29 protein-coding genes are annotated in these 25,444 nt (G+C 48.3%); 23 read left to right on the top strand and 6 right to left on the bottom strand.

From position 1 onward, the window contains the following. Positions 1 to 2 precede the first annotated feature (2 nt). The 7 genes from MVG27_RS08755 (at position 3) to MVG27_RS08725 (ending at position 3,379) form a co-directional block, all read left to right on the top strand. On the top strand, positions 3 to 965 hold the full coding sequence (locus tag MVG27_RS08755; RefSeq protein WP_297548960.1) for a hypothetical protein: 963 nt from the start codon (positions 3 to 5) through the stop codon (positions 963 to 965). Positions 966 to 1,043: 78 nt separating this feature from the next. Next, on the top strand, positions 1,044 to 1,580 hold the full coding sequence (locus tag MVG27_RS08750; RefSeq protein ID WP_297548958.1) for an inorganic diphosphatase: 537 nt from the start codon (positions 1,044 to 1,046) through the stop codon (positions 1,578 to 1,580). 36 nt (positions 1,581 to 1,616) lie between these two features. Beyond that, complete coding sequence (locus MVG27_RS08745; protein ID WP_297548956.1) at positions 1,617 to 2,177, top strand: DNA-directed RNA polymerase; 561 nt, start codon at positions 1,617 to 1,619, stop codon at positions 2,175 to 2,177. A gap of 2 nt (positions 2,178 to 2,179) precedes the next feature. After that, positions 2,180 to 2,383, top strand: coding sequence for a transcription elongation factor subunit Spt4 (gene spt4, locus MVG27_RS08740; RefSeq protein ID WP_297063806.1), 204 nt, complete (start codon positions 2,180 to 2,182; stop codon positions 2,381 to 2,383). Between the two features lies 1 nt (position 2,384). Next, on the top strand, positions 2,385 to 2,912 hold the full coding sequence (locus tag MVG27_RS08735; RefSeq protein WP_297548954.1) for a GTP-dependent dephospho-CoA kinase: 528 nt from the start codon (positions 2,385 to 2,387) through the stop codon (positions 2,910 to 2,912). After that, complete coding sequence (locus MVG27_RS08730; RefSeq protein ID WP_297063803.1) at positions 2,902 to 3,198, top strand: 30S ribosomal protein S24e; 297 nt, start codon at positions 2,902 to 2,904, stop codon at positions 3,196 to 3,198. The genes MVG27_RS08735 and MVG27_RS08730 overlap by 11 nt, the downstream gene beginning before the upstream one ends. A 10-nt stretch (positions 3,199 to 3,208) precedes the next feature. Next, a complete protein-coding gene (locus MVG27_RS08725; protein ID WP_297470056.1) occupies positions 3,209 to 3,379 on the top strand; it encodes a 30S ribosomal protein S27ae in 171 nt (56 codons plus the stop codon). Positions 3,380 to 3,464: 85 nt separating this feature from the next. Here MVG27_RS08725 and MVG27_RS08720 read toward each other — a convergent pair whose 3' ends face one another. After that, positions 3,465 to 4,745: a S8 family peptidase gene (locus MVG27_RS08720; protein ID WP_297548952.1), complete on the bottom strand. Its 1,281-nt coding sequence runs from the start codon at positions 4,743 to 4,745 to the stop codon at positions 3,465 to 3,467. Positions 4,746 to 4,979: 234 nt separating this feature from the next. Here MVG27_RS08720 and MVG27_RS08715 point away from each other — a divergent pair, with 234 nt between their 5' ends. Continuing rightward, entirely contained in the window at positions 4,980 to 5,555 is a 576-nt protein-coding gene (locus MVG27_RS08715) for a HemK2/MTQ2 family protein methyltransferase (protein ID WP_297556520.1), read from the top strand. On the opposite strand, the gene MVG27_RS08710 is transcribed toward MVG27_RS08715, so the two are convergent. After that, positions 5,540 to 5,674, bottom strand: a complete 135-nt coding sequence (locus MVG27_RS08710; protein WP_297470064.1) for a hypothetical protein — start codon at positions 5,672 to 5,674, stop codon at positions 5,540 to 5,542. The two genes, MVG27_RS08715 and MVG27_RS08710, sit on opposite strands and share 16 nt — an antisense overlap. Positions 5,675 to 5,798: 124 nt before the next feature. Between MVG27_RS08710 and twy1 the strand changes: the two genes are divergently transcribed. Genes twy1 through MVG27_RS08655 form a run of 11 tightly spaced genes read left to right on the top strand, consistent with a single transcriptional unit; the run spans position 5,799 to position 19,158 of the window. After that, positions 5,799 to 6,800, top strand: coding sequence for a 4-demethylwyosine synthase TYW1 (gene twy1 / locus MVG27_RS08705; protein ID WP_297548996.1), 1,002 nt, complete (start codon positions 5,799 to 5,801; stop codon positions 6,798 to 6,800). A 57-nt stretch (positions 6,801 to 6,857) separates the two neighbouring features. Next, the gene (locus MVG27_RS08700; RefSeq protein WP_297556518.1) at positions 6,858 to 9,083 is read left to right on the top strand and encodes a prenyltransferase/squalene oxidase repeat-containing protein; all 2,226 of its coding nucleotides are present in this window, start codon (positions 6,858 to 6,860) and stop codon (positions 9,081 to 9,083) included. Positions 9,084 to 9,089: 6 nt separating this feature from the next. After that, the gene (locus tag MVG27_RS08695) at positions 9,090 to 10,250 is read left to right on the top strand and encodes a cell division protein FtsZ (protein ID WP_297548946.1); all 1,161 of its coding nucleotides are present in this window, start codon (positions 9,090 to 9,092) and stop codon (positions 10,248 to 10,250) included. Next, positions 10,243 to 10,860, top strand: coding sequence for a hypothetical protein (locus MVG27_RS08690; protein ID WP_297548944.1), 618 nt, complete (start codon positions 10,243 to 10,245; stop codon positions 10,858 to 10,860). Before MVG27_RS08695 ends, MVG27_RS08690 begins: the two co-directional genes overlap by 8 nt. A 44-nt stretch (positions 10,861 to 10,904) precedes the next feature. Continuing rightward, a complete protein-coding gene (locus MVG27_RS08685) occupies positions 10,905 to 11,522 on the top strand; it encodes a class III signal peptide-containing protein (protein ID WP_297548942.1) in 618 nt (205 codons plus the stop codon). Beyond that, positions 11,523 to 11,960 (top strand): hypothetical protein, encoded by a 438-nt coding sequence (locus MVG27_RS08680; protein WP_297548939.1) that lies wholly within the window; start codon positions 11,523 to 11,525, stop codon positions 11,958 to 11,960. It begins immediately after the preceding gene. Positions 11,961 to 11,982: 22 nt separating this feature from the next. Continuing rightward, positions 11,983 to 12,405: a hypothetical protein gene (locus MVG27_RS08675; RefSeq protein ID WP_297548937.1), complete on the top strand. Its 423-nt coding sequence runs from the start codon at positions 11,983 to 11,985 to the stop codon at positions 12,403 to 12,405. Then, positions 12,402 to 15,158: a hypothetical protein gene (locus MVG27_RS08670; RefSeq protein WP_297548935.1), complete on the top strand. Its 2,757-nt coding sequence runs from the start codon at positions 12,402 to 12,404 to the stop codon at positions 15,156 to 15,158. Before MVG27_RS08675 ends, MVG27_RS08670 begins: the two co-directional genes overlap by 4 nt. Position 15,159: 1 nt before the next feature. Next, entirely contained in the window at positions 15,160 to 17,268 is a 2,109-nt protein-coding gene (locus MVG27_RS08665; RefSeq protein WP_297548933.1) for a TPM domain-containing protein, read from the top strand. 3 nt (positions 17,269 to 17,271) lie between these two features. Next, positions 17,272 to 18,396, top strand: a complete 1,125-nt coding sequence (locus MVG27_RS08660; RefSeq protein ID WP_297556515.1) for a hypothetical protein — start codon at positions 17,272 to 17,274, stop codon at positions 18,394 to 18,396. 6 nt (positions 18,397 to 18,402) lie between these two features. Continuing rightward, positions 18,403 to 19,158 carry a DUF2101 family protein gene (locus tag MVG27_RS08655; RefSeq protein ID WP_297556513.1) on the top strand — a complete coding sequence of 252 codons (756 nt, stop codon included), beginning with the start codon at positions 18,403 to 18,405 and terminating at the stop codon, positions 19,156 to 19,158. On the opposite strand, the gene MVG27_RS08650 is transcribed toward MVG27_RS08655, so the two are convergent. Then, the gene (locus MVG27_RS08650) at positions 19,113 to 19,388 is read right to left on the bottom strand and encodes a TonB-dependent receptor (RefSeq protein WP_297556511.1); all 276 of its coding nucleotides are present in this window, start codon (positions 19,386 to 19,388) and stop codon (positions 19,113 to 19,115) included. The two genes, MVG27_RS08655 and MVG27_RS08650, sit on opposite strands and share 46 nt — an antisense overlap. A 117-nt stretch (positions 19,389 to 19,505) precedes the next feature. Here MVG27_RS08650 and snatA point away from each other — a divergent pair, with 117 nt between their 5' ends. Further along, positions 19,506 to 20,156 (top strand): neutral amino acid NAAT transporter SnatA, encoded by a 651-nt coding sequence (gene snatA, locus MVG27_RS08645; protein WP_297549054.1) that lies wholly within the window; start codon positions 19,506 to 19,508, stop codon positions 20,154 to 20,156. A 49-nt stretch (positions 20,157 to 20,205) separates the two neighbouring features. Continuing rightward, positions 20,206 to 20,484, top strand: a complete 279-nt coding sequence (locus tag MVG27_RS08640) for a family 4A encapsulin nanocompartment shell protein (RefSeq protein WP_297549069.1) — start codon at positions 20,206 to 20,208, stop codon at positions 20,482 to 20,484. Here MVG27_RS08640 and MVG27_RS08635 read toward each other — a convergent pair. From MVG27_RS08635 to MVG27_RS08625, 3 genes are all read right to left on the bottom strand, one after another. Next, positions 20,468 to 21,391 carry a triphosphoribosyl-dephospho-CoA synthase gene (locus tag MVG27_RS08635; protein WP_297549056.1) on the bottom strand — a complete coding sequence of 308 codons (924 nt, stop codon included), beginning with the start codon at positions 21,389 to 21,391 and terminating at the stop codon, positions 20,468 to 20,470. The two genes, MVG27_RS08640 and MVG27_RS08635, sit on opposite strands and share 17 nt — an antisense overlap. A 44-nt stretch (positions 21,392 to 21,435) precedes the next feature. Further along, positions 21,436 to 21,936 carry a deglycase PfpI gene (gene pfpI, locus MVG27_RS08630; RefSeq protein ID WP_297549058.1) on the bottom strand — a complete coding sequence of 167 codons (501 nt, stop codon included), beginning with the start codon at positions 21,934 to 21,936 and terminating at the stop codon, positions 21,436 to 21,438. A gap of 69 nt (positions 21,937 to 22,005) precedes the next feature. Next, positions 22,006 to 22,461 carry an Lrp/AsnC family transcriptional regulator gene (locus tag MVG27_RS08625; RefSeq protein ID WP_297549071.1) on the bottom strand — a complete coding sequence of 152 codons (456 nt, stop codon included), beginning with the start codon at positions 22,459 to 22,461 and terminating at the stop codon, positions 22,006 to 22,008. Positions 22,462 to 22,576: 115 nt separating this feature from the next. Here MVG27_RS08625 and MVG27_RS08620 point away from each other — a divergent pair, with 115 nt between their 5' ends. Then, positions 22,577 to 23,743, top strand: coding sequence for a GTP-binding protein (locus tag MVG27_RS08620; RefSeq protein ID WP_297466334.1), 1,167 nt, complete (start codon positions 22,577 to 22,579; stop codon positions 23,741 to 23,743). 117 nt (positions 23,744 to 23,860) lie between these two features. Further along, positions 23,861 to 25,339 carry an FAD-dependent oxidoreductase gene (locus MVG27_RS08615; RefSeq protein ID WP_297549061.1) on the top strand — a complete coding sequence of 493 codons (1,479 nt, stop codon included), beginning with the start codon at positions 23,861 to 23,863 and terminating at the stop codon, positions 25,337 to 25,339. Positions 25,340 to 25,444 lie beyond the last annotated feature (105 nt).

Genomic DNA, 25,444 nt, shown 5'->3' with positions numbered 1-25,444 from the left:
TTATGAAGGTTTACAAAAAACGGGCCATAGCTACTGGCCTCGCCCTTTCGGTTTTCCTATCCCTTACCTTTGCCGTCTATTCCGGCGTTGCCTACTCTAGGGAGCCTACAACAACGGAGGCAACTTACTCGACAGCCTACACGCAGGAGGGTCACTTCGCAAACTACGGGCTCTTCTCGAACGAGAGCGTTTATCGAAACGGAACTTCTCTCCAATATTATCCTGCCGAGATAACAGACTCAATCGTGGGCGAATACCGCTTCCTCTCCAACGGCTTGCGGGGAAGCTACGAGGTAACGCTTCACGTTAACTACTACGTCACCTCTGGAAAGCGGAGGGTTTACCTCCTCAACGGGACGAAGCTCCTCGCTAAGGGTGTCTTCGCAGATTCATTCAATGTTCCCGTTGAGCTGAACTTCACCGAGATGGACGGGGAGCTCAGAAAAATCCGCGAGGGAACGGGCCTCTACAGGGCCGAGAGGGAAGTCTACGTCACTGTGAAAGTTCTGGCCAACGGGAGGGAACCCTTCACTCAGGAAATCCGTCTGAAGCGCGACGCCTCGGGCATGCTGTACTTCGAGGGTGCCGAAAAAAGCTATCTGAAAACCGTCAGAAACGTCAGCGTGACGGCTAACTCTCTCTCATTAGCTGGCTCCGACGTTGAGATCTCAACGGCCAGGACTGTTTTCCCGGCCATGGCGCTCCTCTTTGCGATTCCACCGGCGGGGTTCGTCTATGCCAGGAGGGAAAGGAGAGAGACCAAACCCAAGGTGCTTAAGGGCCTGGAAAAGTACACGGTTGATGGAACTCTTCCCGGAGGGAGGCGCGTTGAGCTCTCATCCCCAAAGGACCTGGAACGGGTCTTTGAACTAGTCGACAGGCCGGTAATACATTACAGAGACGGCGAAGTTGAAGTTTACGCGATTGCAGACGGCGAAACCGTTTACGAGTACCGGGCGGATTAGCCCGGAACCAACAACTTTAAAAGCCCAAGGGGAAAGCCACCTTAGGAATTCTAAGAAAAGGGTTAGAGGTGGTTAGAGATGAACCCGTTCCACGAGCTTGAGCCCGGACCAAACGTTCCTGAGGTTGTGTACGCTCTTATAGAGATTCCGAAGGGGAGCAGGAACAAGTACGAGCTCGACAAGAAGACTGGCTTACTTAAGCTCGACCGTGTCCTTTACAGCCCGTTCTTCTACCCAGTTGACTACGGAATCATCCCGCAGACTTGGTACGACGACGGCGACCCCTTCGACATAATGGTCATAATGCGCGAGCCGGTTTACCCGCTCACCATAATCGAGGCCAGGCCCATAGGGATAATGAAGATGGAAGATTCTGGCGACAAGGACTGGAAGGTTCTGGCAGTTCCGGTCGAGGATCCCTACTTCAAGGACTGGAAGGACATAGACGACGTTCCAAAGGCGTTTCTCGACGAAATTGCCCACTTCTTCCAGCGCTACAAGGAGCTCCAGGGTAAAACTACCACTGTCGAGGGCTGGGGTAACGCCGAGGAAGCGAAGAAGGAGATACTCCGCGCCGTAGAGCTCTACAAGGAGAAGTTTGGAAAGAAGGAGTGATTTCTTTTCCCCTCTTATTTACAAGGAGGTTGAGGCATGTACAAGCTTTTGACGGTTAAGGACGTCGTCAGAATACCCCCGAGAATGTTCACAATGGATCCCAAGGACGCCGCTAAAAAGGTTCTCCGCGAGACCTACGAGGGCATCTACGACAGGGACGAGGGAGTTATTCTGGCCATCCTCGACGTCCACGACGTCGGTCAGGGTATAATCGTTCCGGGCGATGGGGCAACTTACCACGAGGTCATCTTCGACGTCCTCGTCTGGAAGCCTGAAAACGGCGAGGTCGTGGAGGGAGAGGTAGTCGAGATGATGCCCTACGGTGCCTTCATCAGAATAGGCCCGATGGACGGCCTCGTCCACATAAGCCAGCTCATGGATGACTACGTCGTCTTCGACGAGAAGAACAGGCAGTTCATAGGCAAGGAAACCAAACGTATCCTGAAGCTCGGCGACTACGTCAGGGCGAGGATAATAGGCATAAGCGTCAAGAGCAAGATCATCAGGGAGAACAAGATTAACATGACGATGCGCCAGCCCGGTCTCGGCAAGTTCGAGTGGATTGAGAAGGAGAAGAGAAAGGCCAAGGAGGAGTGACCATGGCGAAGGAGAGGGCCTGCAGGCACTGTCATTACATAACCACCGAGGATCGCTGTCCAGTCTGCGGTAGCAGGGATTTAAGCGACGACTGGTTCGACTTGGTTATAATCCTCGACACCGAGAGCAGAATAGCGAAGAAGCTCCGTGAGAGCATACCCGAGGCCGCCAAAGTACCGGGCAAATACGCTATAAGGGTCAGGTGAAATGCTGTTCCGCCTAACCAGAGAGCTCCGGCGGGAGCTTAAAAAACCCCTGGGGGAGCTCATAAGGGGCCCCATCCCGGAGCCCTACTTTCGAATTAAGGACGAGCTTAGAGGCAAAACCGTCGTCACGGTTGGGGACGTCGTCACCGAGAACGTCCTCAAGCTCGGCCTTTCTCCTTCTCTGGCTTTATACGACCTCAAAACCAAAAGAGCTGACTATTCTCCCGACATAAACGCGAAGGCCGTTTTCATGACCGTTTCAAATCCCCCCGGGACGATAACGAAAGCTTTATTAGATGCCATCAGAAAGGCCTTCCGCCTCGTCGAGAGGGGCAGGCCGGTTCACATACTAGTCAGCGGTGAGGAGGATTTGGGCGCGATTCCCGCCGTGCTATATGCCCCTTACGGGAGTATAGTCCTCTACGGCCAGCCCGACGAGGGGGTAGTGCTTATAAAGGTAACACCCGAATGCAAGCGCAGGTGTGCGCGCATCTTGGCCAAGATGGAGGTGGTTCGTGATGGAGATTAAGGTGACCGAGATTAAGGAGAACAAGCTCCTCGGGAGAAAGGAGATATACTTCGACATACTCCACGAGGGCGAGCCTACCCCGAGCAGGGAAGCGGTGAAGGGTAAGCTCGTCGCTATGCTCGACCTCGACCCGAACACGACCGTTTTACAGTACATCAGGAGCTACTTTGGAAGCCACGTTTCCAAGGGCTACGCCAAGGCCTACGAGACGAGGGAGAGGATGCTCTACATCGAGCCCGAGTACATACTTCTCCGCGACGGGCTCATCCAGAAAGAGGAGGAGTGAGGTGGTGTAAATGGCGAAGAAAAAGAGGACGAGCCAGAAGTGGAAGCTCTACGAGGTTAAGGGCGGAAAGGTCATCAGGAAGAACAAGTTCTGCCCGCGCTGTGGGCCCGGTGTCTTTATGGCCAACCACAAGGACCGCTGGTCCTGTGGAAGGTGTGGCTACACCGAGTGGAAGAAGTGATTCTCCCTTTTTCCTTTGACTTCAACGCTTTTCTAAGGAAAACGTGGTTTTATTTACGGAAATCGAAAAGAAAAGGTGAGAAAATTCACCCAATGGCCGCCTGAACGGCCAGGTCGGCCCTGACTATTCCGTAGCCATAGTAGATGTCCCAGCCGGGGTCTCCGAGGTCATCGGCAGTAACGTGAAGGATACCCCTCACTGTGCTTGTGTCATCGTCCTCAAACGTTCCGACCGGGAGGACTTTGCCGTACTTGTTGTAGTATGCCGCCTGAATCAGAGCAACGACACCGCTGACGTGTGGAGTTGCCATACTGGTTCCGCTGAGGGTCTCGTAGGTGTCGTCCGGGTAGGTGCTGAGTATGTCAACGCCCGGAGCGCTGACTTCTGGCTGGAGGTTGCTGAAGTATGCAACCTCATCGTTTGAATCCGTTGCACCGACCGCTATAACCTCTGGGTAGATGGCCGGGTAGCTCGGCTGGTCTGCGGCCTCGTTACCGCTCGCGGCAACTATGACAACTCCGTAGTTGTAGGCCTGAATTATCATGTCGTGGAGGTACTCGTCATCGCTCGGACCGCCGAGGGACATGCTTATTACCTCTGCAGCGTCGTCATCGGGATCGCCGACGATTATCCCATCGCCGTCTTTGTCGAGTATTCCGTCTGGGCCGAGGAGGGCCTGCTCAATTCCTATGGCTATGTCCGTGTAGGTTCCACTTCCCCTGTCGTCGAGGACCTTTATTGCGTATATTTCAACGTTCGGGGCGACTCCAACAACGCCTATGTCGTTGTTTAGAGCGGCTATTGTTCCAGCAACGTGGGTTCCGTGACCGTTTCCATCGTACCAGTCCGCCGGGTCGGTGCTTACCTCTCCATCTAAAGTGCTAACCCCCCATGCAATGTTATCAACGAGGTCGGGGTGGTCCCAGTCTATTCCGGTATCGAGGATTGCCACTTCAATGACGCCGTTGCTTTCCCCGGTGGTTATGCTCCATGTGTCGGGAGCCTTAACACGCTCTATTCCCCAGGGAATTTCCTGAGCGGGCTGAGTGGGTTCACTGATGAGCCAAGGGGGACCGCCCCTGTAGAGCTGTGCCTGGGAGTCGAACTCGACCTTCTTAACTCCCTCAATCTTTGCGAGTTTTCCAACGGCGTAGCTGGGTATGTCTATGACAACTGCATCTATCAACTTGAACTCGTAGACGATTTTACCTCCAATGCCCCTTACGGCCTCTCCCCTGAAATCGTCTTTGTCTATCAGGGCAACAACCCTTACTGTGTCGCTACCCTTGGCCGTCACGGGCACTGCAAAGAGCGACACAACTAAAGCCAAGACCAAAAATCCACCTATCAAATCTTTCCATTTCACCTTTGTTCACCCCTGTATGTTTTGGCGCACTCGTATAAAATTTGATGTACTTAAGTCTTTTGGATATTACATATGACAAAATGCTAAATATCATGGAATTCAAAGGAAATTTTACAAAAAGCCTTTTTCTCTTGTATCACATTGATAAATACTCAAAATTTACAGCTTGGTTACGAATATTTTTCGAAAATAAAACCAAAAGACCAATAAAACGCATCTTTGAAAATTTCCATCATGCCCACCTACTACGGCCTTCAAATATTACTTGACGAAAACGTCTATGAGCCGGCAGAGGATACGTTCCTTTTGGCCGAGACCGTTGAGGTCAGACCGGGCGAGAGAGCTCTAGATGTTGGAACTGGGACCGGGTTGATAGCGCTCTTAATGGCTAAGAAGGCCCGTTACGTTCTCGGCGTTGATATAAACCCCAAGGCGGTTGAACTCGCGAGGAAAAACGCCCGGCTGAACGGCATTAAAAACGTTGAGTTTAAGGTGAGCGACCTCTTCGAGCGGGTTGGGGATAAGTTCGACGTAATAACCTTCAACGCCCCCTACCTCCCGGGCAGACCTGAAGAACCCATAGATTTTGCTTTGGTCGGTGGGGAAAGGGGCAGGAAGGTGATAGACCGCTTCATAGCAGAGGTTCCTGACTATTTGAGCGCAGAAGGGCGGGTCTACCTCGTCCAGAGCTCGATAACGGGGATTGAGGAAACTCTGAAAAGGTTTGAGGATGCCGGCTTTAGTGCCGAGGTTGTAGCAAGGAAGCACGTCTTTTTTGAGGACATCGTCGTCGTTCAGGCCAGGCGATAGCGTTTTACCTCATGCAGGAGCCTGACCTTGGGCCTCTCGTTGCCTTCCTCCCCGTCCTCAACGGGAAAGAGAACTATTTCTCTGGGCTTGAGCATGGGCTCGGGTTTTATGGTCTTCATGGTGGCAACCTCGACCTTTTCCTTTTAAATCTTTCGCAGATTGCCGAAAGATTTTTCGACGATGCACAGTCTCGACCAATCACCTTTTTAAAACCTCCCCCGAGTCTTCGGTTAGGTGAGACTAATGGCGATAGTGGTTAAGGCCAACCCCAATATGCCCGAGGAAATCGCGCTCCTCTTCAGAAAACAGCACTACGAACTAGTTGGAAGGCACAGCGGAGTTAAACTCTGCCACTGGCTCAAGGAGAGTCTGACAAAGGGAAGGTTCTGCTACAAGCAGAAGTTCTACGGAATAGCGAGCCACCGCTGTCTCCAGATGACGCCGGTTTTAGCTTGGTGCACCCATAACTGTATCTTCTGCTGGCGCCCGATGGAGGGCTTCCTCGGGACCGAACTTCCACAGCCGTGGGACGACCCAGCGTTCATAGTCGAGGAGAGCATCAAGGCCCAGAGGAAGCTTTTGGTTGGTTACAAGGGCAATCCGAAGGTTCCAAAGGAGAAGTTCGAGGAGGCATGGAACCCAAGGCACGCAGCCATAAGTCTCTCCGGCGAGCCGATGCTCTACCCCTACATGGGTGACCTCGTCGAGGAGTTCCACAAGAGGGGTTTCACAACCTTCATAGTCACCAACGGCACAGTTCCGGAAAGGCTTGATGAGATGATGAGGGAGGACAAGCTACCGACTCAGCTCTACGTCTCGCTCACTGCTCCTGATATAGAGACATACAACCGTGTAAACGTCCCCATGATTCCCGACGGCTGGGAAAGGATTAAGGAGACGCTAAAGCTCATGCGTGACGCGGAGACGAGGACCGTGATAAGGCTGACGCTGGTGAAGGGCGAGAACATGCACAGCCCAGAGAAGTACGCCGAGCTGATTAAGATAGCTAACCCGATGTTCGTGGAGGCAAAGGCCTATATGTTCGTCGGCTTCTCAAGGAACAGACTGACCATAAACAACATGCCCCGCCATGAGGAAATCAAGGCCTTCGCCGAGGAGCTCGTGAAGCACTTACCCGGTTATCACATCGAGGACGAATACGAGCCGAGCAGGGTCGTGCTTATAATGCGTGACGACGTTGATTCACGTGGCAGGGGCCTTAGGGGAAGGTTTATCAGCGATTGATTTGGCGTGAAAAACTTTATTTATTTCTTTCTCCATTTTTGGTTGGGGTGTGATTGCATGAAGAGGACAGCCTTAGTTTTAATCCTTATGCTCATAGTCCTTCCTACTGCTTCCGCGGGAGTGATAAATGGCGGTGTTGCATTTCTCTCCGATGCGTCATCAAACGTTCAGAGCATTAGGGACATGAGCCTCGTTCTGATGGCTCTCTCGGGTTCCCAGAAGGCCGTTGGTAACGCCAGCTCCGGTGAAATTGACTCCCTTGCTATGAAGTTGCTTTCCCTTCAAAATCCTGACGGTGGATGGGGTTACCTCCCCAACGAGACGAGCAACGTTGTGGATACCTCCTATGCCCTCATAGCTTTAATCATGGCAAAGCCTTACGTTTCACCGATTCATTCCGGTCTTGTTTCGGGTGGAATATCCAAGGCGGTTTCCTATCTGGTGGATTCCAGCTCAGGTAGCGGGTGGGGTTACGTTCCGCAAACAAAGCCAGAGTTTTATCCAACGGCCATGGCCGTCTGGGCCCTCGGGGAGTATGGCTATTACTACACGGAAAGTCCTGTAAAGGAAGCCGTAAATTTTCTTTTGTCAGCGCCTTCCACACTCCCGCAGGAACAGACCCTTGCCCTTAAAGTGATAGCCCTCCACTCCGTTGGCTACCCTGTTCCGGAGGAGCTCGTTTCTGAGATTGAAAACGTTCTGAAGGGTACGAATGTAACTGTACTTGACAGGGCAATGCTCACCTACGCCCTTGAACTTGTGAGGCCTCTGGACTTTACAACCTCCTATTTCGTTAGCAAGCTCCTCGAACTGGCAAGGGTCTCTGGAAACTACTCATACTGGCTTTCGGCCCCCAGCTATCCCTTAACAACCCCTGAAGTTATTAAGACATCTGCCTACGCCCTTCTGGCGGTTTCGTATCTTGAGCAGTACACTCCCGAGATTCCCGTTGAGAGGAACCCCTACGCGGCACCCTGCTCGGAGTTAAAGGCCCTCCAGAACAAGGATGGGGGATGGCCTCTCGTTGAGTTGGGACCCTCCAATGAGAAGGCCACCTACTACGCCCTTCTGGCCCTCAAATACTGTGTTCCTTCAAACGAGTCCATTGAAAAGGCCCTTGAGTGGTCGAAGGAAGCACTTAAGGTGGATGCCCAGAAGATGGTAAGCACCCACAGGTTTTCTCCGGCCTACTTCTACGCCCTCGAGACGCTCATCCACTTCAATGCCCTTTCAAAGGAGGAGAAAGACGAAGCAATCAGGGATATAATCGCCTCTCAGCTCCCCTATGGAATCGGACTCTGGGGCAACAACCTCGGTCCCCAGCCCTACGAAACGGCCCTCGCCGTTAGGGCGCTTCTCGACCTTGGTGTTCCGGCGAACGATTCCCTAATCCAGAGGGCAATCAATTGGGTTCTCAGCACCTCCAACGGGGGATGGGGAATATACGTCTCAACACCGTATTTCTCTTACATGCTTCGGCCAGATGTTCTAACAACGGTCTCAATACTAGAGGCGTTTATCGGGGTTGTTCCCAAGGAGAAGCTCAAACCTCACGCCGAGTGGCTCGTTTCACAGCGTTTTGATGGTGGCTGGGCCTACTGGAAGCCCTACTATGACCCGGTTAGCGGTCGTGTTGTAGAGATGAAGCCGACTGTTGAATTAACCGTCCGCGCCACCGACGTTCTCGCAAACTTCGGCTACAATTTCAGCAGGGACACCCTTAACTTCGTGATAAAGGCCAAGGAAAGTGGGGAAATCAATGGTAAAACCGTCGAGACGGCCTTCGCGGTGATGTACCTTTCCCGTTACAAGTTCGTTCCAAAGGTTACCCTCGATGAAATTAGGCTCGCTCTTGGCTCAGAGCTCTTCAACGTAATAACAATTGGCCTCCCCTCAAACGATACCCAGAAGGTCTACGATTCACTTGTAAGGCTCTATGGCGATTCATTCAACCTTAGCAACATGACTGGAATCGGTAAAGGATACTACATAGTAATAGCCCCCTACGGTAGCTACGACGTTTCGGCTTACAACCCGTACCTGGCGTTCGACCTTGGAAACGGCACCGTGATCGTTGCCAACTACACCGTGCCCATGGATTCTTCCGTGGTCCTAATACCGGGCTACACCTCCAAGGGAAGGGTCCTCTTCGTGTTCTACTCCAACTCAAGCCGGTGGATGGCCGTTGAGCTATTCACCACGGGATTCATACGCTACATAAGGGGAGACGCAATGATACTAACGTACGAAGACGGCATGTTCAGGCAGATAGTGGTGAGGTGAAAGCCCTTGAGGGCCCTGATAATAGGAATTGGCCAGTGCGGGACGAAGATAGCCGACCTGTTCGCGCTGGTTGATTTCGAGACCCTTGCAATAAACACCTCAAGGGGCGACCTAGACTACCTGAAGCACGTTCCTCAGGACAGGAGAATCCTCATTGGAGAGGCTCTCACTGGGGGAAAGGGCGTCAATGCCAACCCGATACTTGGCAGGGAGGCCATGAAGCGTGATTTGCCCCTGGTGATGAGAAAAATAAACTCCATAGTCGGCTACGAGGACGTTGACATCTTTTTCCTTACCTTCGGCTTCGGTGGCGGAACCGGTGCCGGTGGAACGCCCGTCCTGGCTGAGGCACTCAAGGAGGAGTACCCGGACTCCCTGGTGGTCGCCATAGGGGCCCTGCCTTTGAAGGAGGAGGGCATAAGGCCGACCATAAACGCGGCCATAACCATAGACAAGCTCTCCAAGATAGCGGACTCGATTATCGCGATAGACAACAACAAGCTCAAGGAAGGCAACGATGACATAAGCCGGGCCTACGAGAGGATTAATTACACCATAGTGGAGAGGATAGCGTCCCTGCTTGCTCTGGTAGATGTCCCGGGTGAGCAGACATTGGATGCCAGCGACTTAAAGTTCGTCCTCAAGGCCTTCGGGAGCTTCGCCACTGTGGGCTACGCGAAGGCCGATGCGAGCAAGGTTAAGAGCCTGTCGAGGTTAATCATACGCTCCTTCGAGAGCGAGGGCCTTTACCTAGACGCCAACATAGAATCGGCTCTCTACGGGCTCGTCGCTATACACGGACCGCCGGAGGTTCTCAAGGCGAATGACATCTTCGAAGCTCTGGACTACCTTACGAGCAAAATCCGGGGCAAGCAGATTTTCCGTGGCTTCTACCCGGACCCGCGCGAGAGGGAGGTTGAGGTCGTAACGCTCCTCAGCGGAATCTACGAGAGCCGGAGCATAGTGGAGATAGTGAAGACTGCCAAGGAATACGCCCGCTCCTTCATGGAAGCTAAGAGGGAAGCCGAAACAAAGAAGAGTGAACTCCTCAACGGTCTGCCAGACTTTGATGATGTCTACCCCACAGTTATCCCCGATGAATCCTCCGGGGAGCTTCCGGATATAGGTGGTCTCATAAAGGGGCTCAGGAGGAAAAAGAATGAGTGAAATCAGGGACTCCGTTGAAGTGGCCCTCGAACTCGATGAGAAATCGGTTTACTCCCACATAGCCCATGAGAGCGCGGAGGACCTAATCAGGATTATCTCCTCCCTAGATGCGGAAAGGGCAAAGCTCCGCGGGGAGGTTATTTACTACACCGACGACTGGGATGCCCTGATAAGGGAGAGAATTGCCAAAGGGAAGAGACATACGGCCTTCGACTTCTACAATCCGGCGTTGCTTGACATCTGGGAGGAGAAAGTTAAGCTGGGAAAGAGGCTTAAGAGGATGGAGAAGGTTGCATACGTCATTCTTGCAGGGGTCATCGTTTTGACCGGTGCACTGACAGCTCTTACGGGTTCGCCCCTCGTGCTTCTCGGCCTCTCACTCCTTCCCCTCGCGTTCGCGGTTCGGGACAGGGTCAGAAGTTCACTTGACTTGATTTACTACGAGCTCACCCAGTTCTTTATCGATGAGTTGGGGGTTATTCTAACTAAGCACCGTCTCTCCGCGGACAAATATAAATTTAAACTCTTTACCGAGGGTTACTTCGGTATTAGAACCAAGAAAACGCCATCCGGCATTTTTGCGGTTGTTGAAGGTAAATCTGAGGAGTAATCGTTAAATATTGTTCCTTATATCTTTATATTGGAGGGTGAGTAATGGGGTTAGTCCTGAAAAGGCGGGGTCAAATTTCGCTCGAATTCATGCTAGTGTTTGCGATAATGTTAATTATGCTACTCTACTCAGTTAGAAACGTTACGTTTAGTTCGGACTCTCCTTCCAACGGTGCCCTGGCAGTTCAAATAGCTCTTGAAGAAAAGAGTACTGCTAATACCATAGCAGGACTAATTGACCAAGTTTATGCTCAAGGACCTGGATCAAAGGCCACAGCTTATGTTAAGTTTGCTCTCCTTCGTAATGAAGGGTATTTAAAGAGGGCGTTTAACCTCTCCAATCCTGTCGTAAGTATAATGTTCCTTGGTAGTTCTCACCCATTGTTCCCCCCAAACGCTACAAATTCAGTTGTTGCAGTTGCCGTATTTAACAATGGCTCGGCCCCTCTGTTAGTTGGAAGTAACCGCACGGGAGTATGGGTGCCAACTTATTTCCCCTATAACTCTACAGTAGACCCAGGGTTCAATGTAACCATCGCTCCTACCCTGCTTCCCTCATCCCTTAAAGTAGTTGTTGAATGGAACCCAGATTTGCCCGTAGGAATTACCTATAACTCAACTTCCCAAGAGGTTTACATAAACATTCATCCGGGTGGTTCGTAAATGAAAAAGGGCCAGATAAGCCTTGATTTATTGTTTGCCCTTGTCCTTGTGTCCTTAACAGTCCTTGGGTTAATCGTTAGTGGGACCTCCCAAACTGAGGAAATGCAAACCTTGGGAAAGGGGATGGAGTTAAAGGTATTTGTAATAGATATCCGAGACTCGGTTGCAAAAGTTTATGCCTCTGGACCGGGTATAACACTTCAAAAAAAGCCACCGTTTCAGCTGTATCCTGGGGACTGGATAAACATTACCCTAACGACAAATCAAACCGTGGTTGTAAATGCCCAACTCAATGGAAAACACTATCTTGTCATCCAAAGACTTCAGGTTCCCGTGCTTTCACAATCTAGTGTCCTTTTGACTCCTGGTAATGATACATTTGAAATAACTTCCATGACCTCTCCAGATGGGGGGATATCGGTTGTCCTTCAAAAGTAGAGGCCAAGTATCAATAGAGCTGATGTTTATCCTAGCTATAATACTAGTGGGTATTGTGATAGTTAGCGGAGCTTATTATCAATCCGATACAAAGAATCAAATAGTTTATTATGTTAAAACAACTGCGATGAGTGGATGCTTGTATTTAAACTCTGGTGTTGTTGTGAATGCTTCAAAATACTCTCCCCTTAATACTGTGGTCAGTCTCTACAACTACAGCTCACTACAGTGCAACGTCGAGGGAGTCGGATTAACTCAAAACGGAAACCTCATCAATACAACAGTTTACATAAACTGTGTTAACTCGGTTAATTCTACAATCCTAAGTAATGCGCTTGAGAAGTACATTGTAAGGAGTCTCTCTTCAATGAAGGGGTTTGCTTATAATGGAAGTGTGTTGTCCTTTAGGAGTTATGTAATCCAAGTCGGGGTGGTGGTGAAGTGAGAAAGGGTCAGCTGTTAAGTTTAGATGCTCTGGTCGCACTTGTTGTAGTGATTTTCATCCTTTCCGCTGTTACGTCTGCATCTCAAAACATAGGGAATGGACTTTCTTCAATGTTGAGCTGGTATGAAAGAACGAATCTGGCAGATAACATGCTGGACATTCTTATCAACACACCAGGGGAACCATCAAATTGGACAGGGAACTTAAGTGTTGTTAGGGTTCCGGGATTAAGGTCAATCAATGGACAGTATGTTGATTACAACAAAATTACAACCCTATTTGATGGTGTTCGCTCAGGTAACTCCGCTCTCTTGAATGCTCTCTGGAACCTGTCTGGTCACAATAACTTCAGGCTTACCTTTTATTTTGTGAACTCTTCAATCTCTGCAAACTACTCGTTTAGTGTCTCATCAATACTTCCTTCTGTGCCTTCAGTTCTTGAGATATGTAGTCTTAGACAAGCCGGTGTATTGCCTAATGATACTTCAATTGTGATATACTGTCCAACGGGCATATTTTACTTCTCTCATTCAGGGATTAGCTATAATTATTATGGTAATCCCTACAGTGTCTGCATCTTGAACTCAGCCTTTGTTGGAAACAACTTTAACTTGTATGTCGGTCAAACATTCAGTGTAAACGGCTCTTTAAGTGTTGGCTCCGATGGTTCGGTAAATACATCTTCTCTCTATGTGAATGGGAACCTCTCTGTGGCCAATAGTGGTACTCTGAGTGCTTCAAACGTTGCTTATATCAATGGAAGTCTCTATATAGCGGGTAGTGGAAACGTCGCTGATGTTGGGACGCTCTACGTTTACGGCTCTGCTTATATTGGAAACAGAGGTCTTCTCAATGCTACTGGCTCTGTTTACATATTAAAGAACACTACCATAGCCAGTTATGGAGTTGCAACTATTGGAGGTTCATACTACGAGTACTCAAACCTAACACTAGCAAATGGGGCTTATTTAGCGGTTGGAGGTTCAACTTACATTGGTGGCAATCTCTTAGCTAGAGGAACTGCTACTTTATCTTCTAATGGTTCAGTCTACATAGTTGGTAACGCATCCCTGAGTAGTTCAGAGATTTTGAGCAATGGCTCTGTTTACATAAACGGTCCTCTCTATTTGGGGTATGATGGAGTTATAAATGCCTCTGGAGACGTCTATATAAATGGAAACGCTACTGTTTATGGAACTATTGTTGGAAGAAACATATACGTAAATGGAAGCTTGGAAATACTTGGTTATACTGGAGTGGTTTCGGCCAGGGAAAACTTAGTCGTAAATGGGAGCGTTGTTATTCAAGGCTCATCATCTTACTATACCCTCAAAACTGGTAACACTACCGTGGTATTTGACAATTTTACAGTTTTGGCCGGATATGGAGTTGAAATCGGAGGAAGTCTCTATGTTGGAGGAAACCTTACGACCGGAAAATATTCAACTGTGCCTGTTTCAGTTGGGGATAAGCTCGTTGTTGATCAGTATCTCAACTTAACGTCCTCTGGTGTTTCGTTGACTGTCGGCAAAAATGCATACATAGGTTATCAGGTCTATGCTAACGGCACAATAACTATAAACGACGGTAGTGTGTTCGTTTACTATAAGAATGGCTACTATGATTCATATCTCTGGATACTTGAGGATTATTATTATGGGGTTGTGCTTGGTCCTAGAGGAAAGAGTTTAACAATACATGGAGGATATCTTTACTTCTATGATAATAACTGGTATGCTTTAGAGGGATATTTGTATTCTGATTCTGACTATGATATGACTGGATATATCCAACAAGGAAATAGTGGTTGGACTTCATCAGATGCAAGTCTTACCAATTGGGACAAGAATTGGTATGTATATGTTGACTACTATTATGTTAGAAGATTTCAAGCTAGCGTATATGAAGCTCCTTTAAAACTAGTTTCATATTCTTCCACATCCCTAACGGCAGATGTGCTAATAGATCCAAATGGGGTATCTCTCGTAACTCCAAATCAGACTCTTCCGCAGGTTCCACCTTATTCCAACATTTCATCTTCAACCTGGATATATTCCCTTCCCCCATTGCCTCCTTTTGAGTTAGCAATTTGTACCGTACCTCAAACGACTTCCACTCTCTCACTGAACGTCACATCATTAAACGTCAGCTATGTTTACCCAAGTCTCTCTCAGCTCAGTTCTTCCTATTTCCAGATTTCAATGATTAATGGTAGTCTTGTTAACAACACTCTGGCAGTTAAGTCGATGAAGTCATCAAGTTGGGTTGAACAGGCAAGCAGGATTATTGCGGTTAGAATGCTCTTGTATTCTAAAGAGTACAATCTTACTGGAACATCTCTTCCTAAGGCCTTATATGGAGGCATGCTCCAGTTCGCTCCAATAGGGTACTTAAAGATAGAAGTGCCAAACTCAACGACCGGTAACTTCACGTTGGTATCTACTTATGTTGGGGAAGACTACTCTGGATATTCAATCCTGGCGGTGGCCTCTATAAATAATACTGTTGTTTATGGTTTCGCCAGCTCTGAAGTTGCTTCATGTAATGTAAAAGTGTCTGGGACAGTATTGCTCGTTCCATGGAAGTGTTTAGTACCCTTTGAAACTCTCAATGGTGGCGTGACGTTTACCATATGGGCGTATTCTATAGCAGGGTATCCCTGGGTAGATTTGCAAGACATTGCAAATATGAATCTCTACATGAGACCGGTATACAGCTATGGCCTGATGAAAGTATTAATATGGGGTGGTTAAAATGAGAAGAAAAGCTTTCATTTTTACCCTTGATGCAGTTTTAGCTCTCGTCTTAGCCCTTATATTCATTGCGAGTATAAGTGCTGTAGCCGAGAACACGGGACGAGTATATCTAACTCAATCACATTTTCAAAACAAAATGATAGCTCAACATGTTCTCGATACTCTCAGAACGGTTCCGATAAGTAACTTGGTTCCTTCAACGGTCATAGATGAGTGGATTTCTTCAGGGATATTGAATTTAACCTATGTAAATCCCCAAATGCCACCTCTTCAGATAGTTGCCACTTATTGGGCGTTGGCGAACAACTATTCTCAGTTTAAGAACTATTCTGAAATAATTCTCCAGTACCTCCTAAGGTCTCTTATCAAAGGTTACAGCTACCAGCTTATAATAAATAACTATACGAGTCCTTATCTAACTTTTGGAAATAACTACTCTACAGCTCAAGATGTAGGATCCGCAACTATTTTGGTTAGCGGATATTCCCAAAACGCCCTTCCTAGGGGATATGTTGCAAAGGCTTATATTACAAAGCTAATAACATCTCAAGAAAAACTCATTGGCATACAGAGGGTTTTGGCTGGAGCCTATTACTATAGTGGTTGGGGTAGATGGTATGAAAATGATCTTAATGTGACATTTTCAGTCTCTCTGCCTAATGATGCTAACATAACAAATGGAACTTTAAACCTTGCAACTAGGTCCGGTGAAAATGTGTATTTCTATGTTAATAACAGACTTGTTACCCGCACGGGAGTTCAATCTTTAAACATAACAGGCGAGCTCAAAAACGGGTCAAATGTTTTCAGTGCATACTTCACGAATCCTCCTTGGTGGGCAGACGAAATAGGCTTTGGAAGCGGAAGCTGGATTTTTATGAAATACAAAACGGCATATCCCGCGATTCAAAATCCAGGACTGGTAAAGTTATATACCATTGAAAGTGCTCATACTGGAGTGTATTATTTGAACTCCCTCTTTGTTCCTGGAAACATTACTGGGATAAGCATGAAATTAACTGTTTCTGGAGTAACTACTGTGAGGATATACTACTCTAATGGGACATCTCTGAACCTTCTGTACACTGCTCGGGTTAACCCTTCCACAACGTCTGAGGTTATAGTATCCAATTCAACACTCGTGAGTGCACTAAAAAAATACACTACATTAAGTGAGTTGAGTAAGAAGAATTTTAACCTAGTTATTGCTCTCGATGCTTACTACAACTCTAATACTGGAAAAATGGAATATGAGGGACAAGACTACAATCTCTCATATACTCAAGAAAGGATACTCTATGGATATCCCAATTCCTATATCAATATCACTTATATTCCAAGAGTGTCAGTAACAAAATTCATGATACCCCTTGGGAACATATACCAACTTTCACCCGACGGAGTTACTGCTTCATGGAACGGCTTGCCAACTGGCATGACATTCAGCTATTATCTTCCTCAAAACGTTATCCCATGGTACGTTGATGTGTGGAGTGCTATTCAGTTTACAGGTTGGCCCAGTGGAACTTTGACTCTATATGAAGGGCCAGGGGCCAATGTTAAGGTCTTAAGTGAACCTCTAGACTTGTATCTTATTAGAATTGCCTACACAAAACTTTTGAACTCCATAATGGTTCCAGGCGAAACGAATACATTCCGCATACTTAGTGATAATATCGATTACACGTTTAGATATGAGGACAGCAGGGCTATTGTGTATTACTTCCTTAATGGCTATGCTCCATACGGTAATGTATTCCCTTATTATTCCCAAAACAACTCTTGTGGATATAACCTGACTTATTATTATAATTTTACCGGAACAATATACAACGGAACTGTCATTATAGGCAACTGTAAACCAACTGAGACACCACTCTCAATATCTGCATCTGAGCTTAAGCCCCTTAAATATGCGCTGGACAATGCAATTTTTAGATTGTTTGTTCAGTTGGGAGCTAAGAACGATACCTTGAACCTTCCCGGTACGCGGGCTAATCCAATTATGGTTAATTTACAAGGGCTTCAGATTGAGGCTATTGGTATTAGGAACGTTCCCAATTCAATTGCTCCCATCGAAGTTACTTTACGGATTTGGAGGGGATGAGCTATGAAAAGAAATGGATTCCTGATTAATGTTGCTGTTATAGTTATACTCATTCCCTTGTTACTCCTCGTTGCGGTTTATGAGGGAGTTTCTTCCAGTATAGTGAACGCACAGTCTCAGAATTTGCTCCTTTCTAGGGATACTTTTGCGATATCTACCGTTAAGAAAGATTTTCAAAATGCCCTTGATTTAAGCCTAAAAAGGGCATATTTATCTTTGACCGACTATGTAATCACTAATGGATTTTTAACATCAACCAACGCTTCATATGCAATGAAAACTCTAATGTTAGACGGGACTTTAAATGGTATTCCCCAAAGTGAAATGGAAAACGTAACACTCAAAGCTTGGTTTAACAATTTAGTTAGTTATTTATCCTCTTTGGGCCTAACTATAAGTCCTTCAAATTTCTCCGCGTTTAAATCACACCTTAATCTAACAATTGCTCCGCTGGATTCATTTCATATTGTTGCAATAGCTAAGATAAACAACATAACCATTAGGGACTCTTCCGGGAGAGTCATGTTCTCTGGAAGCATTCCCTCTAGAGGTTTTATCTATGCTACTGTTAGCATTACTGGTTTTGAAGATCCATTACTTCCGGCATCTCTTAATGGTATATACACAAGAGTTATTAACCCATGCGAGATTCCATATCCTGGAAACCTCTATGGTTATTATGACATAGATAACGTTACAAATTTAGTCTATGGGTGGTGTTACCTCGGCGTTAATTCAACTGGACACTACGGTGCTCAGACAGTGTATTATCCTACAATCTTGAACCGGTTTGAAAGAGTCCCATATGCAACATACGTTGCAAGACAACAAGCTTACACAGATATGGCGTTCAGAGTTCAGCGTGAACTTGGGATTAACTCTTCACTCCCTGTTGGTATTATAACCTTCTTGGTCCCCTCTGAGTCAACAGATCCTGCATTAGTAGGCGCTCTTACGAGTCTTCATATATCCTTGCCTCCAGATTATGATAGCGTTGCCTTCTATTTCCTCAACTGTGTGGCAATGGGTGGGTCTTACTGTGTACCTGGTGAAACTGTTACTCAAGAATACCCAGCATTCCATTTAGATAATGTTACGAAAATACTAGTCTTTAATACCACGGGGTGAAAACGCATGAGTTTAGAAGATTTTCTTTATTCTATAGGTGAAAAAATTGAGAACTTAGCACGAATGATTATTAGGGGTATAACTTTGTTCTTTAATCCTAAGCCGTCCGAAAAACCTCCTGTCCATAGATTTATTTCAAAATTCATGAAAAAAGGATTTACAGTTCATGAATTGGTAAGTCTTCATCTTCAGATAGCATTTCTACTATATGTACTTTTGGCGTTTATCTTGGTAGTATCTACACAAGAGGTTGGACTAGTGGGGATACTGTCCATTTGTTATCTCCTGTATCTTAGATATTACTTAAAACGATACTCTGGATTTCTCATTGAACCCGAGCCATATAGAGTGTTTTACACAGGTGTTTCTCTTATTTCTTCATTTTCATTCGTTGGTTACGTTGTGTTGAAAAAGGCTGGGGTGAGTCCGTACTCCTACTATTCATTCTTAGGGCTTATTGTTATTTTAGTAGTTGTTTTCTGGATATATTTTAAAAGAAAATTCGGTAGAGAATTTACCTATGGAGTTGTTGAAGAAATTAAAGGGGATCTAGTTAGGGTTTTCGTTCACGACGACATCTCAGCCAACGTCAAACCCGGCTTCTATTGGCTACCTGCGGTTCCAGATGCCGAACCGGGCAGGATAGTTAAAGTCCTTGTGGAGAATAGGAACTTTAGAAGTGCAAAGCCTATTAGAATAATTGAAGTTTACCTCTCTCAGTCCTCCCAGAGCTCAACGGAGCCGAAAAACGCAACCGAGTGAAGAACCAGCAGGTATATGGAATGGTGGGGCTCTACCAGGTTGGTCTTGGCAAAGCCCATCCCTTTTTTCTCTATAATCAGGGGTTCGACTAGAGGATGGCCCGGGTCGAGCACGAGGTAGTTCTTCCCAACTTCAACCTCGTAGCCTATGCCGTAGGCTATCCTTTCCACTAGCTTTTCAAAGTCTTTCCATCTAGCGATATTGGTTTTGTAGTGGATTGAATGCCCCATGACATCACCAAAACCTGTAATTTTGAAACCTTAATAAGTTTTTCTAATTATAAAACTACAAATAGGAAAAACCACTAAATTTTTAAAGCCCTTTCCTCGTGCTCGGTTGGTGATTGGATGATAGACATTGTAACTTTCCTTAAAAGCCTCATACTGCTCTACTGTGGGCTGTTTGCAATAACAAACCCTATTGGGGCCGTTCCTGTATTCCTGAGCGTTACCCATGACCTAAGCTTGAGGGAGCGAAGGGAAATTGCCACAAAAACTGCAATAACTGTCATTGTTACCCTCCTAGTATTTGCCCTAATCGGTCAGTGGATTTTCCGCTTCTTCGGTTCGAGCGTCGATGCCTTCGCAATAGCGGGTGGGATTCTTCTTTTCAGGATGGCCATGGACATGCTCTCTGGCAGGCTTTCTTCCGTCAAAATAAGCAGAGAAGAAACCGAGGAGTTCGATGAGGAAGTGGTGACCCTTGAGGAGGTTGCCATAATTCCCCTGGCAATTCCCCTAATTTCCGGTCCCGGTGCTATAACAACTGTCATGCTCTACATGGCAAAGGCCGGAACTTTTTCGGAGAGAGTTGCTGTCTTGATAACAATAGTTCTCATAGGTATTACGGTCTGGCTCGTTCTATGCTCGGCAAACATGATAAAGGCCCGTCTCGGCAGGGTCGGTATAAAGGTTATGACAAGAATGATGGGTCTAATCCTGACCTCGATGGCAGTCCAGATGATTATAAACGGCATCAAGGGGGCTTTTGGTCTTTAATTTCCAAAACCCTTAAAGCGTCGATTTCCAAACAGGAATGGTGTTGAAAATGCGTGGAGAGTTGATACGAGTTCTCAGCTTGATTGAGGAGAAAGCAAACGAGTTAAAGCTTGAAGGATTTAACCCCGATGTTGTTCTCGTTGGAAAGGAAGCCTACGAGTTCATAAAGGCCCAGGTAAACGAGGAATTCGGTGGCGACGAGGAAGTTCTCGAACTCTCCGGACTTCCTGTGAGGGTCGTTGACGAGCTCGGAAAGGACGCTGTCGTCATCGACAGTAAAGCCTTCGGCTACTCTCCAGCTGCAAAACGTTTCACCGTCGTGAGGTGACCAGCCAGGCCTTCCCGTTTCTCATTTCGACTCTCACTCCGGCCAGAAACAGCAGGCTCAGCGAAACCGCCATGACGTCCGCCAAACTGCCCGGGTTCCTGAGGTCGCCCTTTTCCTCCATGAACTCCTCAAACGCTTTCAAACTCAACCTTTCTTCCCGAACTTCCCGGGCTTTATCTCTGACGAGCTCTGCCTCATCTCTTCCGGCCTTCCTGAGGATTAACGTATCGATATTCTCGGAGAGCAGTTCTATGAAAACACTTGGGATTGCTTCTTCCAAAGGCGATGGGAGCTCCTCTGCCATTCTCCAAAACGTTCTGTACGTGAGCTCGTAACCGTTAGCCCACTCACCGAAGACGAGCTCCCTCCCGGCGCTCATCTTCGCAAGTTCCATGAGGTTTATCTGGTCCCTGAAGAGCTCTTCGAAGGCTTTGTCAGAATAGACGTCGTACTTCACTCCGCTGGGCAGGCCCTTTGGGTTCGCCGTTCTTATGGCCCTGTAAAGCTCCATGGTGTCCCTTACCGTTGATTCCTCGATGAACAATCTCGCTTTTTCCCCACCTTCCGGAATCTTCTTCGTCAGGGTTAGGCCCATGATTAGGGGAATCGAGAGGACGATAACCCCAAAGTTGGGATTTGCATCTTGAACCCTTTTCGTTGCCTCCACTCCCCTCCTTATGAGCTCCCCAATTCCGGCCTCGTTTGGCTTTAGAAGGCCGGAGCGTATGGACTCGGCCCTCTTCACCGTCTCGTGGTAGATACTCCCCAGAGCTGGATATGCAACGAGGAAGTTGTAGATGCTCAAATCCTCAAAGTCCCTCTTCCTGCTCACGTTCCCGGGCTTTGGAACTGTGGCCTCGACTAATGGCCCCGTCAGAAAAGCTCTTATGAGCTCCCACCGGTTCATTCTTCCACCGGAAGAAGAAAGAAGGGAGGGCTTAAAACGGTTTCTCAGCGGAGCAGTTTGACGAACTCCCTCATCCAGGCGTACAAATCTCCGGGATGCCTTGAGCTGACCCAGTTGCCGTCAACGACAACAGGTTCATCAACCCACTCGACGCCGGCGTTTATCATGTCGTCCTTTATCCCCGCGTAGCTCGTTCCCTTCCTGCCCTTTAGAACCTTTGCCGAGATGAGTATCTGCGGTCCGTGGCAGATTGTCGCGATGGGCTTTCCGTCCTCGAACATCTTTTTGGCTATTGAGACCGCCTTCTCGTTGAGCCTGACCCTCTCCGGTGCCCTTCCGCCAGGGAGGACGAGGGCGTCAAACTCATCCGGGTCAACTTCGTCGAAGGCGAGGTCAACGTTCACGGTGTAGCCGTGCTTTCCAGTAATCCTTCCGCGCTGGAAGCTCGCTATGTACACGTCATGGCCGTCTTCTTTGAGCCTGTGGAGCGGATAAATCAGCTCAACGTCCTCAAAATCATTGGCGCTGAGGAACAGAACCTTCATTCCACCACCCCCTGAGCTCTCAAAAGAGAATAGCACAGGCCATTTATAACCCTAACTGGGCAAAAATGTTCAAAGAGGGAGCTCAGTTGTTTCCTTGTGGGTCTTCAGAACGACCATCGTGTGAGTTGATTCTACCCCTTCAACCTCGCCAATCTTGTCAAGGAACTCGTTGAGCTCTTCGCTACTTCTCGTTCTGATCTTGACGAGCATGTCGTAATCTCCTGTAGTCTCGTATACCTCGCATATCTGGGGATACCTTTTGAGCTCATCTGCAACATGGCCGTACATTCCGGCCCGGGCCTTTATGAGTATGAAAGCGAGGATTTTAAATCCCAGGGCATCGGGGTCGAGTATAACTGTGAACTTCTTGATTATCCCTCTCTCTTTCAATTTCTTTATACGCTCATATATTGTTGATTCGGCAAGGCCGACTTCCTTGGAAATCTCTCGGAGGGGCGTTCTGCTGTTCCTCTGGAGTATCATGAGTATCTTTCTATCAACATCATCCAAACCACTTCTCGACATATTCATCACCGGCATGGAAAATTTTCGATAGTCCTTATAAATTTGCCGATTCACAATAACCATATGTTTATAAAATGCCGTTCGTCTTTTAGTTCCGGGCCGGGGGTGAGCAGGAATGCCAACGAACGTGACGGCAGAGTATCTAGCGGCTGAGGAGGAGTACAGAAACGCAAAGACAATCCCGGAGAAGATTCGCGCCCTCGAAAAGATGTATGCCACCGTCCCGAAGCACAAGGGAACGGAGAAGCTCAGATTACACATAAAGAGAAAACTGGCCGAGCTCAGAAAGGAGCTTGAGAAACAGAGACAGCTCAGGAAGGGCGGTGGCGGGCCTTCAATGGCCGTGAGAAAGGAAGGGGCCGCCCAGATAGTTCTCGCCGGTTTGCCAAACGTCGGCAAAAGCTCCCTCATGAGGGCCCTTACCAACGTCGATGCGGATGTGGCGGACTACGCCTTTACAACAGTCCAGCCCATTCCGGGGATGATGCACCACAAGGACGTTCAGATTCAGCTCGTTGAGGTTCCTGGTTTAGTTGAGGGGGCAGCGCTCGGTAAGGGAATGGGGCCCCAACTGTTGAGCGTCATAAGGAACGCCGATGCCATAGCCATCGTGGTGGACCTCTCCCAGGACCCGCTCAAGCAGATGGAAATCCTTCTCAGGGAGTTCGAGAGGGCCGGGATAAAGGTCAACAAGAGGAAGCCCCGGGTGGAAATAAAGAGGACGGCAATGGGTGGAATAGTCATCAACGGCCAGGAGAACATCAAGGGCGACATAAACGAGGTCATGAAGATGCTCCGCGAGGAGAGGATTCACTCCGCCGAGATAACTGTCAAAGAACCGGTAACGCTGGAAGAGTTCGCCGATGCAATAGATGAAAGCCTCGTCTGGAGGCGGGCGATAATCATAGCCAACAAGGGCGACGCTCCCGGAAGCAAGGAGAACTACGAGAAACTGGTAAAGGCCTACGGCGACCGCTTTAAGATAGTCCCCGTTTCTGCTAAGAAGGGCATAAACCTAGACAAACTCAAGGACGAGCTCTATGATTTGGCCGGAATAATCCGCGTCTTCACGAAGAGCCCCGGGGAGGAGCCGGCCTATCCTCCAGTTGCCCTCAAAAAGGGCTCGACTGTTATGGATTTGGCGGAGAGGATTCACAAGGACTTCGCCAAGAACTTCCGCTATGCTAGAGTCTGGGGTAAGAGCGTCAAGTTCCCCGGTCAGAGGGTTGGGGCCGACCACGTGCTTGAAGATGGGGATATAGTGGAGATTCACGCCAGATGACTACTCTGTTGTGTTTTTTCTGACTCTCCGGAATTCAACCATTCTTGTACAACCCAACGTTTATAAGCATGGGTGTATAAGGTCGAACGCTGGCCGTAAAATTTTCGGGGTGGTCATATGAGACAACTCGACCTGACCGAGAAGGACCCTTCTAGGAAAATCACGATTTACTTCGAGGGGAAGCCCTACGAGGCCTACGAGGGCGAAAAATTCCCCGTTGCCATGCTCGCCAACGGCGTTTACTGGCTCACTACGAGTACAGAGGGAAGGCACCGCGGGGCGTTTACTTTCGGCCCGCTTCCAGTTAAGGTGAACGGTATCAAGAATGTCAACGGCAGGAAACTCATCCTTAAGGACGGCATGAGGATTGAGAGACAACGCTATGACGAGTTTCAGGAGCAGGTTGAGATAGACGAGAACAAGCCCGTTCTCCGCTATGTCGTTGACGTTGCCGTCATCGGTGCGGGACCGGCTGGACTGGGTGTTGTTGAGGAAATCGGCGGAAAGCTTACCGTTGCGCTCATTGAGGAAAAGAGCTGGCTTGGAGGGGATATGTGGCTCAAAGGAGTCGAGCAGGAGGGCCTTGGAAACCCGAGGGAGGCTATAGAGAAGCTCACAAACTTCCCCGAGAACGTCAGGGTCTTTCTAAAGACCTCGGCCCTCGGTGTCTTTGACAAGGGTGAGTACTTCCTCGTTCCGGCCGTTAGGAACGATCAGCTAATAGAGTTCATGGCGAAGAGAGTCGTTTTGGCCACTGGTGCCGTCGATTCCATAATGCTCTTCGAGAACAACGATTATCCCGGGGTCTTCAGGAGGAGTGATGCCCTTGAGGTTATCAACGTCTGGAACGTTGCACCTGGCAAGAAGGTCGCCGTCGTTGGGGCCTTTCCTGAGGAGATAATTGCTGAGCTCGAGCACTGGGGGATTGACTATATCGTAGTTCCAAATCCAAAGCGCGTTGAAGGAAACGACAAAGTCGAGCGCCTCATAGACGAGAATGGCAACGTTTACGAGGTTGACGCGGTGATTATGGCCGATGGCAGGATTCCCGACATAAACCCAATCACACAGGCCGGTGGGAAGCTCTACTTCAAGCGGGGCTACTACAGGCCGGTCATAGACTCGAACCACAGAATCCGCGACGGAATCTACGTCGCCGGGAGTGCAGTCAGCATAAAGCCCCACTACGCTAACTACCTCGAAGGAAAGCTCGTCGGGGCCTATATCCTCAGGGAGTTCGGTCTTGAGGCAGAACCCTGCATCTACGAGGAGAAGCTGAAGGAATACGAGCCGGTAGCGAGGCCGATTCCAAAGCTCCCGCTTGAGGGCCTCAACGCCGATGACGTCCAGATATGTGGCTGTGGGGTCACGCTGAAGAAGGTTGACGACGTGGTGAAGAGTGGCATAACGGACCTCCAGATTATAAAGAGACTCACACACCTCGCGATGGGCTTCTGTCAGGGGCGCTTCTGCCTATTCAACGGAGCTTTGCTTGTCTCACAGCGGAGTGGAACGCCGATGGACAGGCTCGACATACCCGTGGCCAGGCCACCCATAAAGAACGTCAAGATGAAAGTTGTCGCCGGGAGGGAGTGAAGATGCCGACGAGAAACCTTCCCGAAAAGAGCGAGATAACGGTCATCGGTGGGGGAATAGTTGGCGTTACTATAGCCCATGAGCTTGCCAAGCGCGGGGAGGAGG

This window comes from Thermococcus sp., assembly GCF_027011145.1.
In the GTDB taxonomy this organism is placed as follows: Archaea; Methanobacteriota_B; Thermococci; order Thermococcales; family Thermococcaceae; genus Thermococcus.
This window is presented reverse-complemented; position numbering and strand designations above follow the sequence as displayed.